The organism is Ruegeria sp. CDSC052 (genome assembly GCF_059610685.1).
On the sequence record NZ_JBXWOB010000001.1, the window covers coordinates 116,109 to 128,178 of the forward strand.

The window sequence follows — 12,070 nt, forward strand, 5'->3', positions numbered from 1 at the left end:
CAGCTAGCAGATCTTGAATCAGGAATTGACGGGCGATTAGCCCCACATTTGACTTGCGTTTCTCTGCATCAGCATGCGGCGACTGGCAACGGTGCCTCTGGTAAGTTGTTGAATATAAATTGTTCGTGCCTCAGCCTGCAACGCTCTGCTGCACACAGTGTGTCTTCTCGACCGCACCAAGTGATTGGATTTCATTCTTTTTAGGCCGAAATTCGCGACGCTCTGGGCGCCTTCAATCAACGATGCGAAAGCCGCCCACAAGTAGACAGCTGACAAGGACAGGTAGCTGGATAACTGTCCGATCTTAGAATTCAGGTTGTGGAACTATTCGGCGTCGACTTACCGGGCAGGGACCTGCAATTCAATTCGCCGGAATATCAGCGTGATGATGCCTGCAATGATCAGATAGATCAGCGCCAACAGCAACAATGGCTCATAGACAACAAAGGTGTCCGCCCGAATTCTGGACGACACAGCGTAGATCTCGACCACTGTTATCGTCGCCACCAGCGGGGTTGCTTTCAGCTGTAGGATCGTCTCACCGCCTAGTGTCGGCAGCACGCTGCGAATGGCCTGAGGCAGCCAGATCCTGCGGAACATGGTAAACCGAGGCATGCCAAAGGATTGCGCCGCTTCGAGTTGACCCTTCTTAACGCTGGCAAAGGCACCGCGCATGATTTCGCCCTCGTAGCCCGCGTAAGACAGGGTCAGGGCCAGAACCGCATAGGGCCAAGCCTGTCGCAGATAGGGCCACAGCTCGCTGCCGCGTATCCATGGAATCTGAGGGAAAAGCGATCCAAGCCCATAGTACAACAGCCAGATTTGCAGAAGAATTGGGGTGCCGCGAATGACGGTGCAGAACACTTTTGCCGGTGCCGAAAGGTACCAGGGACCAATCGCCTGAGCGAGACCCAGTGGAACGGCGAGCAAGAACCCAAGCACACAGGTGACGGCCAACAGCCAAATGGTCCTCCACAGACCTTCAAGCGCCAGCGGGGCATAGGTTGGAATCCAATCCCAGCGCAGTGAGACGGCGCACCAGATAACGAAAGCAGCAAAAAGTGCCATCAGCACGATCCGATGCGGCTGCATGAGTGCTCGCCAGTCCATTATCGGCTTCCTCCCTTCAGCGAAGGCTGCCCACGACGGGCCCATTTCTCGATACGCGCGAACACGACACCGGAACAAAGCGTGACGATCAAGTACAAGGCACCTGCAGCAAGGAAGAAGGTGAAATAGGCGCGGGTGCTGGCCGCAGCCTGACGGGTCTCCAGCGTCAATTCGCTAAAGCCGACAATGGCCAGCAGGGCCGTATCTTTGGTTGCAATGAGCCACAGATTGGCCAATCCAGGCGTGGCAAAAGACATCATCGCCGGTATCGTCACCCGTCGCATCAGCAAAAGAGAGGGCATGCCATAGGCACGGGCGGCTTCGATCTGACCAGTAGGAACCGCTTGAATCGCCCCCCTGAGGACCTCGGTCGCATAGGCGCCCTGAACAATGCCCAAAACCCATATACCGGCGACAACGCCGCTGATTTCGACCCGGGCGTATCCCATTGCCTGCGCGGCCTGATTGATCAGGTCGGTCCCGACGTAATACAGGATCAGGATCAGCACCAGTTCAGGCACGGCGCGCATTACAGTCGTATATATGCCGAGCAGGTCACGTGTGACCGGCCCGCCATATAGTTTTCCATAGGCCCCGAAAAGCCCGATGATCAACCCGAACCCGAACGCTCCAAAAGCGATCTGCAACGAGTTAGCGAGGCCACGCAGAAGGTTGCCGCCCCATCCCGGAGGACTAAGGGCAAGCAACTCCATGCTTTGGGCCAAACCCAGGCTTTCGAGGATAGCTTCCACGACGGATCTTACTCGCTGTAGATGCTGGCTGTGAAATAGCGCGAGGTGATTTCGTCATGCGTGCCGTCGGCAAGAATTGCCGCGATACCCGCATTCAGCTTTTCACGCAGCGCGTCATCGCCCTTGCGGACACCCGCGCCGACGCCGCGACCCAGGATCGAGACGTCATTTTCGACCGCGCCTTTGATTTCACAGCAGGCACCAGTGTCAGAAGAGACAAAATCTGCCATGGCGATGCTGTCGGCCTGGGTCGCGTCGATACGGCCGGCGAACAGATCCTGGTTGGCTTCGTCCTGAGTCTGATACACCCGGATTTCTGCCGCATCTTTGAAATGCTCGTTGGCATAGGCCTGATGGATCGTGGACGCCTGAATGCCGATGATCTTACCGGCCAGAGATTCTGGTGTCGGTTCAATGTCCATCGACTTGTCGGCGACGATAACGGCCGGAGTGTTGTAGTAAGGGTCGCTGAAATCGATCGTTTTCATGCGCTCTTCGGTGATCGACATCGACGCCATCAGGGCATCAATCTGCTGACCGGTCAGTGATGGGATGATCCCGTCCCACGCAACCGGAGTGATCACACACTCAAGCTCGGCGGCGGCACAGACCGCATCAATAACCTCGATCTCCCAACCGACCCATTCGCCAGAGGCATCCAGCGATGCGAAAGGCGGATAAGGCTCGGCTGCGATCCCGATCTTGACTTCATCTGCGCCAGCCGTTCCAGCCGAAAGCACAGCAGCAGCCAAAGCGGCCACGATTAGCTTTTTGTTTTTCATTGATATTCTCCCTGTTTGATATTTTGTTTGTTCAGCCGACTGATTTTAGGAATTGTTGCAGCCTTGCGGATTTCGGATTGTCGAAAAGTTCGTCGGGTGGCCCCTGTTCCTCGATCTTTCCTTCGAAAAGATACACAACATGGGTCGCAACCTCGCGCGCAAACTTCATCTCATGCGTGACCAGCAACATGGTTCGGCCCTCGGCCGCCAGATCGCGAATTACGGTCAGTACTTCACCAACAAGTTCTGGATCTAACGCGCTGGTTGGCTCGTCAAACAACATTACGCTGGGATCAACGGCAAGAGCACGCGCAATCGCAGCGCGCTGTTGCTGACCGCCTGACAGAAAGGAAGGGAAGGTATCCGCCTTGTCGCCAAGCCCAACGCGCTCCAGCAGCTGGTGCGCGCGCTTGATCGCCTCGTCCCGCGGTACTTTCAGCACGTGAACGGGCACCTCGATGACATTTTCCAGCAACGTGCGGTGGGTCCAAAGGTTGAAGGCCTGAAACACCATTGCCAGTCGGGTGCGGATGCGTTCCAGCTGACGCCGGTCCTTAGGCGTGCCATCCGGGCGCATCTCAATCGGCTCGCCGTTTACGACGATTTCTCCGGAACTGGGCGTTTCAAGGAAATTGATACAGCGAAGGAACGTGGATTTCCCCGAACCACTGCCTCCGATGATGGCGACGACATCACCCTGATGGGCAGTAAGTGAAACGCCTTTGAGAACTTCGAGCGAGCCAAAAGACTTGTGCAAGTCAGTGACCCGAATGGCTTCATCCGGCGTGGTTTCTGGGTCAGCGTTCATTTTGCAGTTTCATCCCTCTCAACCGTTTTTTTACTTGCAGCTTTAGCAAATCCCTACAATTATGCAACTGTATAATTATAATTTCTGGAAAGATAGATGTCGGATCACGCAACAAAATTCAAGCGAGAACCCGCGGAGCAGCGCAAAGAGGCGTTGATCCAGGCCACGCTGTCTTTGATCGCCGAGCAAGGTTTGCAAGGTGCGACCGTTCGGGCGATTGCCGAGCGGGCCAGTGTAACTCAGGGTCTGATCCGGCACTATTTTTCTTCGAAAGAAGATTTAATTACAGCAGCTTATGACTTTCATATGCGGCGACTGACGGATATGACGTCGGCCCCTGCAGACGGAGATTATAGCACAGCCAGATTGCGGCTGGCGACGTTTGTAACGACCGGGCTGACCCATCCAGTGGTCGATCCGGGGTCAGTGTCCCTATGGGCGGGCTTTTTGAACAAAGTTCTGGCGGACGACAAAATGCAAGCGATCCACGAACAGACATATCGGGATTTTCGTGACCGCTTGGAATCACTCATTGCAGATGCGCTGAACGAGGTAGGCATACCAGCCAGCCCGGCGGAACTGCGCAGGTTGGCTATCGCATGCAACGCCGTGGTCGACGGCTTGTGGATGGAAGGCGGCGCCCTGCCATACGCCTTTGAGCCGGATGAGCTGCCCAAGATTGGGCTGGCTTCGGTTGGGGCAATTATCGGTGTTGAATTGACGGATCTTGAGCAGAGGCAGACATGAAGAAAACAGCGATTACCGAACGCCTTGCCGGCCTGGGTGGCGCCAAATGGGAAGTTTATCTCAGGGCCAAAGAACTTGTCGAGCAGGGGCAGGATATCATCGAATTGACCATTGGCGAGCCGGATGTGCCAACGCCCACCGAACTGGTGGAAAGCGCTGTGGACGCTTTGCGCGCCGGGCGAACCACCTACTCCAATGGGCGTGGTGAGGCTGGACTGCGCTCTGCACTGGCCGATCGTTATTCGGCCAGATCCGGGCGCACGATCACGGATAATCAAGTGCTGTGTTTTCCAGGCACCCAGACCTCGCTTTTTACCGTCCTGATGGGCGTGGCCGAGGCGGGTTGTGAGGTGCTGGTGGGCGATCCGATGTATGCAACCTATCAAGGTGTGGTACGCGCAAGCGGTGCGGATATTGTGCCGGTACCATTGCGGCCGGAAAACGGTTTTCGTATTTCTGCGGATGATATCGCGGACAGGATTACCGCGAAGACCACTGCGCTTTTGTTGACCACACCGCATAATCCTACCGGGTCGATCCTGACAGGCGAAGACATCGACGCAATCGGCAAGCTGGCCATCGAGCATGATCTATGGATCATTTCTGATGAGGTTTATGAAGAACTGATCTTTGACGGATCTGTGTTTTCCTCACCCCTGTCGCTGTCCGAGTTGGCGGATCGGGTAATCGTCGTCTCTTCGATATCAAAATCCCATGCCGCCCCCGGATTCCGCAGCGGTTGGTGCATTGGTCCCGAGGAATTTACCGCGCGCCTTTTGTCGCTGTCGGAAACCATGCTGTTTGGAAATCAGCCCTTCATCGCCGACATGACCGAGACGGCCATTCGCAACGGTTCAACCGTGGCTGAAGGCATGGCGCAACGGTACGCCCGCCGCGCCCGGATGCTGAACGACAGGCTGCCGAACGAGACACATCTGCGTGTGCATCTTCCACAGGCAGGTATGTTTGCGATGATTGATGTCTCGGCCACAGGGATGAATGGAAACGAGTACGCCTTTCATCTGCTCGAACATGGCAAAGTCGCGGTGATGCCGGGGCCGTCTTTCGGTGACACGGTTGATGACTGGGTCCGTATCGCGCTGACGGTGGACGACGCGATCTTTACCGAAGCCTGTGACCGGATCGTTGCCCACGCGACCCAACTGCAACTGGAAAACGCATGACGAGCATTGGTGAGGCGCTGGTTGATCAACTGGTCAGGCGCGATGTGGATACCGTGTTTGGCATCCCCGGCGTGCATACGGTCGAACTGTACCGCGGGCTGGCCGCATCGGGCATTCGCCATGTCACCCCACGACACGAGCAGGGGGCAGGGTTCATGGCTGATGGCTATGCCAGGATATCCGGCAAGCCCGGCGTTGCCTTTGTGATTACCGGCCCCGGTCTGACCAATACACTCACGGCGATGGGGCAGGCTCGGGCAGACAGCGTTCCGATGCTGGTGGTGTCGGGGGTCAACACGTTGTCCAGTCTTGGCAAAGGGCTTGGTCACTTGCATGAGTTACCGGATCAACGAGCGATGGCGCGCACAGTCGCTCTGTCATCGGACCGAGTTGAAAAGTCAGTTGAACTAGCCGCCGCGTTGGACCGCGCCTTCGCCCTGTTTCAATCCGGTCGCCCAGGGCCAACACATATCGAAATCCCGCTAGACGTTGCGGGGGACGAGTTTGCTGGTCCGACCGATGCTGCGAAAGGTCCCGTCGATAAGTCTCTTGATCCGACGCTTCTTGACCGTGCTGCCAAGCTACTGGGGTCGGCAAAAGCACCGGTCATTCTGGTCGGCGGCGGTGCGCGCAGCGCGGGCAGGTCGATCCGGCAGCTTGCCGAAGCGCTGGATGCGCCGGTTGTTCAAACCGTGAATGCGCGCGGGTTGATGTACGATCACCCGTTGAGCGTGCCAGCAAGCCCAAGCCTGAATTCAGTGCGTGCTTTGATCGAACAGGCCGACGTGGTTTTGGCTTTGGGGACTGAGCTGGGCCAGACGGACTACGATATGTACGCCACCGGCACGATGGTTGAAATGCCATCCCTGATCCGTGTGGACCTATGCCCCGATCAGCTGAAGCGACACGCGGCGGACATCGCCATTGTTGGTGATGCGGCGATGGCAGCGGCCGAGCTTGTGGATCGGTTTGCCGCATCGCCCAAGTCGGCAAACGGTGCCGCGCGCGCGGCTACTTCGCGGCAGAACGCGGCCGAAGAAATCGGGCCAGAAATGCAGGCGTTACTCGATGTGCTGAACGCCATGCGCGATGCAGTCCCTAACGCGATCATGGTGGGCGATTCTGCTTATCCGATCTATGCAGGAAACCTGTACTACGATCATGATCGGCCCGGCGGGTGGTTCAACGCCGCGACCGGGTTCGGAGCGCTTGGATATGGCATACCCGCCGCGATCGGCGCTGCATTGGCGGACCCTGACGCTCCGGTCATTTGTATCGCAGGCGACGGCGGGGCGCAGTTCAGCCTTCCTGAACTGATGTGCGCCGTTGATGAAAAACTGCCGATCACCTTCGTGATCTGGAACAATCACGGTTATCAGGAAATCGCAACATCAATGCAGGCGGTCGGCGTGACCGTGCTGGGATGTGATCCGACCCCGCCGGATTTTGAAAACGTCGCCCGATCTTGCGGCATGCCGTTCTGGCGCACAGGCCCTGACCCGTTGGACGTGGCCCAAGCTTTGTCGTCTGCACAATCCCAAGATGGCCCGCGGCTTGTTGAAATCCGCGCGCCCAACCAATCACACTCTTGATGAAAAGTGAGACCGAAAATGACTGACCCGACCTATGAGTTCTCGCGCGCGATCACCCGTCGCCCAGCAGCGTCCATCATCGATGGTCTGCGTGCAGAAGATATCGGTACGCCGGACCTAGACCGAATGCTTGCATCTCATGCGCATTATGTTGAAACCCTCAAGAAAACCGGAGCAGAGGTTATCGAACTGGCTCCCCTTGAGACGTATCCGGATGCCGTCTTTGTTGAAGATACCACACTGTGTCTTCCTCAGGGTGCGGTGATGATGCGCCCCGGTGCACCCAGCCGCATGGGTGAGGTGGCCGAGATGGAGCCGACAATCCGCGGCGTTTATGACGAGGTTCGGCAGATCGCTGGGCCCGGCCATATTGAAGGCGGGGACATTCTGGTAACGGGTCGCGAAATTCTGGTTGGCCGGTCAGATCGGACCGATGCGGCCGGTGTCACAGAGCTGACCGAAATCGTTTCCGACTGGGGCCACACTGTACGCGAGGTTTTTACACCACCGGGCGTGTTGCACTTCAAAACGGATTGTTCGTTGCTGGATGGGGAAACCATCCTGTCCACGAAGCGGCTGGACGCATCCGGCTGCTTCGAAGGGTATCGGGTTCTGCATGTGGCAGAAGGCGAAGAAGCCGCTGCAAACTCGATCCGGTTCAACCAATTTGTCCTGGCTCCGGCCGGCTTCCCGCGTACCACCGAGATGTTGCGCCAGAACGGCTATGATGTGGTCGAAATCGACAATGTGGAATGCGCCAAACTGGATGGCGGAATGTCATGTCTGTCGCTGAGATTCTGACCTGATTCACGACGATTCAGAACCGACTAACCTTGAACCAGCCAAATGCGTCCTGCTGCAACCAAAGAAAGAGTGGGCGCATTTTGGCGTGATTAAGGTTAGCGGCTTCAACCGCTTGGATATTCATTCGAAATAGTATGATCCCTATCCAGTGGGTGTAGCTTTGCACCAGTTTCGCGCAGTATTTCTTTTGCACCCAAATCCCATCTCGCTCGTGCTTGCCGGGTTGTGTATGACTTGGGCAAAGAAGTTATGGCAGGAAATACATGTCTCAGGCGCTCACCGTATTCACAACGATGAAGAACGAAGGCCCCTATATGCTGGAATGGGTAGCATTCCACAAAACACTGGGAGTCGATCACTTTGCGATCTTCACCAATAGCTGTGAAGACGGCACGGATGCCATTGCCCGCAGGCTGCAGGAATTGGGTCTTGCCACACATGTCCCGAACGAGGTCAAAGAAGGGGGAAACCCGCAGCATCAGATGCTACGGCGCGCGCGGCGTCAGCCCAAAGTGAAAGAGGCCGACTGGCTGATGTGTCTGGATGTTGATGAATTCTGGAACATCCGCTGCGGTGACAACAGCTTTGCGGCGCTGATCGCAGAAACCGAACAGCGGGCCGGAAAGCCGGTGGATGCGATCTCATTCGCGTGGAAATTGTTTGGTAGTTCGGGGAATATCAGCTTTGAAGACAAACCTGTGACCGAGTCCTTTTCGATGGGGGATCAGGAATTCCCGTATCATTCCGGCCGGGCCTATGGTCTGAAAACCCTGTTTCGTAACAACGGAAAATTTACGCGGTTCGGCCCGCATCGCCCGAAAGGGGTCGAAGAAGGGAAAGAAAGCGAAATCGCTTGGTCCGATGCAGGTGGCAGGCTGTTTCCGTCCGAGAAGGTCGGGTGGCGCGCATGGAGGAAATTTGATCATTCGCTGGGGCGGATTCATCACTATTCCGTCCGGTCTTTGGATGGGTTTCTGGTCAAAAGGGATCGGGGCCGGACCAATCATATCCGCGTAGACCAAGGGCAAGCCTATTGGCAGGACATGAATGCCAACAAAGAAACAGATCACTCGATACTGCCAGCAGCACATCGCGCGGCCCCACTGCTGGCCGAACTGAAAGCCGATGAAGAACTCGGCCGCCTGCACGCGCAGGCATGTGACTGGCATCGCACCAAGATATCAGAGATCAAGTTGCGGCCTGACTGGGTGGATTTCCGCCTCTGGCTTGCGGAAAATCTGGTCTGATCACCATGGCAGAAGACCTTTCAAAAGAGCAGCTCAAGCCTGATCACCCCGATCGTAAGACGGGGTATGAACGGATTCTGACAGACCCTGCGCCCCCTTGGTTTGTCGAGCTGTATCCAGGTGGGGACGGGACCGGGTTTCTGCAAAAGCTGAACAGACACTCGGTTTTGTTTCACCAAAGGTCTGCGTCCCGGCTTGTGGTCAGCTTTGACAACATTGCCAATGCCAACGACCTGTCTTTTTCCCGCGAACCCTGGGGCTGGAAGTTCTTCCGTGACGAAGGCTGGTCCCATATGGGGATATTTGCGCGGACCAAAGCTTGGTACCGCGATCCCGAGATCATCTCGTATTTTCAGACCCAAGCGGATCAGGGTTTTTTTGCACAGTTTGATCAGGTTGTGTTTGCGGGCGCTTCGATGGGCGGATTTGGAGCGCTGACATTCTCGGCCCTTGTTCCCGGCGCCAATGTCATCGCTTTCAATCCGCAGACAACGCTGGATGAACGGCTGGTCCCGTGGGAGACCCGGTATCGGTTCGGGCAGGTGCAAGACTGGGATCTTCCCTTTAGCGATGCCGCGCAAACCGTAGAAAATGTGGGGAAAGCCTACGTTTTCTATGATCCCTTTTTTGATCTTGATCGCCAGCAGGTGACGCGGTTGAAAGGCGATAATGTCGTGCTGCTGAAGACATGGTTTTCAAACCATTTCGCGGCCCCGATGCTGCGCAAATTGGATATACTGAAGCCGGTTATGCTCGAGGCGATGGACGGCACACTGGAACCCCAGGCCTATTACCGGATGATGCGGGCGCGGCGGCGACTGCCTTTGTATATGCGTGGGATCGAGGCGATTGGCGGCGAACGTCACCCACAGCTTGTTGCGCAAGCAAGGCAGAGGTTCCGACGGCTGCGGCGCGCAGCCTTGGCCGAAGCAGCCTCATGATGCCCGAAAAGGGGGTCTTTATCGGCCAGCGCAAAGACCGGATGGGTGCCCGGTTGCTGATGATGCTGACCTGCATCCGGTTGGCCAAGGATTTTGACACCAGCTATCGGGTCAACTGGTTTCCCAAAGGTGCGGATGCGCCAGAGCTGGACCAGCCGCAAGAATTGTTCTCACTAGAGTGGATGGATGAGCATTTCCTGAGCACCGAATCCTTTGATACTCTAGGCGAGAACTCCCTGCCGATATGGTCGTTTCAGGGCGATGCGACACCGGATCGGCTGATATCCCATCTGAATTCCGGCCGCTCTGTTGTCGTCGAGGAAGGCTTTGAGGTTCTGGCCTTTCAATGGGAAGATGTCGAGCAGATCCGTCCCCGGTACCGAGAGTTCATCCATAAGATCGGGTTCACGGATGAAATCCGGAACATTATGGAAAAGGCAGATGCCAAACTAAGTGGCAAGGGGGTGTCGGCCTATCACATTCGCCGTGGCGACATCCTGAATGGTCTGCCGTGGAAGCATACGACCTGGCCGGCAAAGATCGAACCGGAAGAACTGTATGCGGCACATCTTGAAAAAAACGCAGGGTGTGCCGCGATCATGTTTTCAGATCAGCCCGAGCTTGTGGCCCGATTCCAAGTGCAGTTTCCGCACCTTATGCAAATGTCAGATATCGCGGATCTTTCCAGGCTGACCCGCGCACAACGAGACTTTCTGGAACTCTATACCATGTCGCGCGCGGATCAGGTGATAGCGCCATACGTTTCCGCCTTTTCCATGGCAGCGGCGCGAATTTCAGGGCAGCAGGGAAAAGTTTTTCGCGATGTTTTGAACGAAGATGAAGTCAAACGCGCCAACGAACAAGTGATCGCACGCCTGCACCGCGGTCCAGAAGAATTTCTGAATCTCTCAGAAGCCGCTCATATCTATGCCAAGGCTTCGTTTTATCTTCATGGTTTGGGCGCGGGAGATCGGGCCGAAGAGGCATTGGAACTGGTGCAGCCGTTGATGGATGCAGGTTCGGATAATGCATTCCTTCCACTTCTTCAGGCGTTGAATTACTTTTATCTGAATCGTTGGGCCGAAGCGTTAGAGATGACTGAAGCAGCCTTCGAAAACCCGCATATCTGGCCCGAAGATTTTGCTGTGGTAACTGCACTTCAAGCCGCGATATTTGGAGGGCAGAAGAAACGCTGGAAGGCTGCGCAGGTGTTCAGCAGGGCGTTTTGGACAAAACCAATGCGCCCGGATGTCATCATATTTGGCTCTCGGCTTTTGTATCGTGAACAGATTGCGCAGCGCGCAATGCCGCCAATGGATTGGGTGATGCAGAAGGCTGTTCGGAGGCCTTGGTTCAACTACAATGCGCACGTTGCGCAGAGGAAGGTACTGGGTCGCCCGCCCTGTAATTTCGACCTGATCCTATTGGATTGGGCTAGTCTGTCCGTAGATCAAAGGGCGCGCCGTCTAACCTCCAACCGATCCCGCTTGCAGACTTTGGCTGACGGGCTAGAAAGCTCAACTCAGTTGCCCGAGGACGTTCGCATTTCCCGCGAAGACCCGCGCTTTGAAGGGGTCCAATCTTTGCTGCGTTTGCATTTGGGAGATACTTCTTTGGCGCAGTCTTTGGATATTGCGCGGAAAGTGGCCAAGCGCCTTCCGGATAACCCGTTATACTTAAAGCGACTGGCCGAACTGTATGAGAAAGATGGAGATTTTGCAAACGGAAGGCTGGCCATGGCAGATGCGTTGGCCTGTGATCCGGGAAACCCATTTCTGGTCTTTGCGATGGGGCAATACCTTGAAAGGAACGGGGCCGAAGAACAGGGGCAAAACCAAATTATTCAGGCTGCGGAACTGGATGACAATACAGCGGCGATTCAAGGCGAGGCCGGCAGGATATATCTGCAACGAGGTGAAAAGCAGAATGCGCGTGTTCATCTTTCCAAGGCCCACGCGCTGTGCCCAACCCTTAAACGATATTCCAATCAGCTGAAACGTGCAGGTGGAAAATAGACGGATTTCTCTTGGTGACCAGCTTGAATACCGGTAGTTTGCGGTCAAAATCTTAAACAAATCTCCGATACCACCGGGGCAATGAAAA

At 55.9% G+C, this 12,070-nt stretch carries 11 protein-coding genes; 7 read left to right on the top strand and 4 right to left on the bottom strand.

Annotation, left to right across the window (positions count from 1 at the left end; genetic code table 11):
* Positions 1-339: 339 nt before the first annotated feature.
* Genes AC2FIM_RS00625 through AC2FIM_RS00640 form a run of 4 tightly spaced genes read right to left on the bottom strand, consistent with a single transcriptional unit; the run spans position 340 to position 3,452 of the window.
* Positions 340-1,110 carry an ABC transporter permease gene (locus tag AC2FIM_RS00625; protein WP_425595839.1) on the bottom strand — a complete coding sequence of 257 codons (771 nt, stop codon included), beginning with the start codon at positions 1,108-1,110 and terminating at the stop codon, positions 340-342.
* A complete protein-coding gene (locus AC2FIM_RS00630) occupies positions 1,110-1,823 on the bottom strand; it encodes an ABC transporter permease (protein ID WP_416383908.1) in 714 nt (237 codons plus the stop codon). Before AC2FIM_RS00630 ends, AC2FIM_RS00625 begins: the two co-directional genes overlap by 1 nt.
* Before the next feature lie 47 nt (positions 1,824-1,870).
* Complete coding sequence (locus AC2FIM_RS00635; RefSeq protein ID WP_271946456.1) at positions 1,871-2,644, bottom strand: transporter substrate-binding domain-containing protein; 774 nt, start codon at positions 2,642-2,644, stop codon at positions 1,871-1,873.
* Positions 2,645-2,675: 31 nt separating this feature from the next.
* Positions 2,676-3,452, bottom strand: coding sequence for an ABC transporter ATP-binding protein (locus AC2FIM_RS00640; protein ID WP_142634458.1), 777 nt, complete (start codon positions 3,450-3,452; stop codon positions 2,676-2,678).
* Between the two features lie 96 nt (positions 3,453-3,548).
* On the opposite strand from AC2FIM_RS00640, the gene AC2FIM_RS00645 reads away from it, so the two are divergent.
* The 7 genes from AC2FIM_RS00645 (at position 3,549) to AC2FIM_RS00675 (ending at position 11,982) form a co-directional block, all read left to right on the top strand.
* On the top strand, positions 3,549-4,199 hold the full coding sequence (locus AC2FIM_RS00645; RefSeq protein WP_142634456.1) for a TetR/AcrR family transcriptional regulator: 651 nt from the start codon (positions 3,549-3,551) through the stop codon (positions 4,197-4,199).
* Positions 4,196-5,383: a pyridoxal phosphate-dependent aminotransferase gene (locus AC2FIM_RS00650; RefSeq protein WP_496678107.1), complete on the top strand. Its 1,188-nt coding sequence runs from the start codon at positions 4,196-4,198 to the stop codon at positions 5,381-5,383. The genes AC2FIM_RS00645 and AC2FIM_RS00650 overlap by 4 nt, the downstream gene beginning before the upstream one ends.
* Positions 5,380-6,975 carry a 5-guanidino-2-oxopentanoate decarboxylase gene (locus AC2FIM_RS00655; RefSeq protein ID WP_496678104.1) on the top strand — a complete coding sequence of 532 codons (1,596 nt, stop codon included), beginning with the start codon at positions 5,380-5,382 and terminating at the stop codon, positions 6,973-6,975. Before AC2FIM_RS00650 ends, AC2FIM_RS00655 begins: the two co-directional genes overlap by 4 nt.
* Positions 6,976-6,993: 18 nt before the next feature.
* Entirely contained in the window at positions 6,994-7,776 is a 783-nt protein-coding gene (locus tag AC2FIM_RS00660; protein ID WP_496707867.1) for a dimethylarginine dimethylaminohydrolase family protein, read from the top strand.
* A 266-nt stretch (positions 7,777-8,042) separates the two neighbouring features.
* On the top strand, positions 8,043-9,026 hold the full coding sequence (locus tag AC2FIM_RS00665; RefSeq protein WP_271946474.1) for a glycosyltransferase family 2 protein: 984 nt from the start codon (positions 8,043-8,045) through the stop codon (positions 9,024-9,026).
* A gap of 5 nt (positions 9,027-9,031) precedes the next feature.
* Positions 9,032-9,967: a hypothetical protein gene (locus AC2FIM_RS00670; protein WP_271946477.1), complete on the top strand. Its 936-nt coding sequence runs from the start codon at positions 9,032-9,034 to the stop codon at positions 9,965-9,967.
* A complete protein-coding gene (locus tag AC2FIM_RS00675) occupies positions 9,967-11,982 on the top strand; it encodes a hypothetical protein (RefSeq protein ID WP_496731687.1) in 2,016 nt (671 codons plus the stop codon). The genes AC2FIM_RS00670 and AC2FIM_RS00675 overlap by 1 nt, the downstream gene beginning before the upstream one ends.
* The last annotated feature ends 88 nt before the right edge of the window (positions 11,983-12,070 follow it).

Bases quoted from the DNA above. Each gene is read 5' to 3' on its own strand.
- AC2FIM_RS00625 (WP_425595839.1), bottom strand. From the start codon at position 1,110: ATGGACTGGCGAGCACTCATGCAGCCGCATCGGATCGTGCTGATGGCA.
- AC2FIM_RS00660 (WP_496707867.1), top strand. From the start codon at position 6,994: ATGACTGACCCGACCTATGAGTTCTCGCGCGCGATCACCCGTCGCCCA.
- AC2FIM_RS00645 (WP_142634456.1), top strand. From the start codon at position 3,549: ATGTCGGATCACGCAACAAAATTCAAGCGAGAACCCGCGGAGCAGCGC.
- AC2FIM_RS00650 (WP_496678107.1), top strand. From the start codon at position 4,196: ATGAAGAAAACAGCGATTACCGAACGCCTTGCCGGCCTGGGTGGCGCC.
- AC2FIM_RS00630 (WP_416383908.1), bottom strand. From the start codon at position 1,823: ATGGAGTTGCTTGCCCTTAGTCCTCCGGGATGGGGCGGCAACCTTCTG.
- AC2FIM_RS00635 (WP_271946456.1), bottom strand. From the start codon at position 2,644: ATGAAAAACAAAAAGCTAATCGTGGCCGCTTTGGCTGCTGCTGTGCTT.
- AC2FIM_RS00675 (WP_496731687.1), top strand. From the start codon at position 9,967: ATGCCCGAAAAGGGGGTCTTTATCGGCCAGCGCAAAGACCGGATGGGT.
- AC2FIM_RS00665 (WP_271946474.1), top strand. From the start codon at position 8,043: ATGTCTCAGGCGCTCACCGTATTCACAACGATGAAGAACGAAGGCCCC.
- AC2FIM_RS00670 (WP_271946477.1), top strand. From the start codon at position 9,032: ATGGCAGAAGACCTTTCAAAAGAGCAGCTCAAGCCTGATCACCCCGAT.
- AC2FIM_RS00655 (WP_496678104.1), top strand. From the start codon at position 5,380: ATGACGAGCATTGGTGAGGCGCTGGTTGATCAACTGGTCAGGCGCGAT.
- AC2FIM_RS00640 (WP_142634458.1), bottom strand. From the start codon at position 3,452: ATGAACGCTGACCCAGAAACCACGCCGGATGAAGCCATTCGGGTCACT.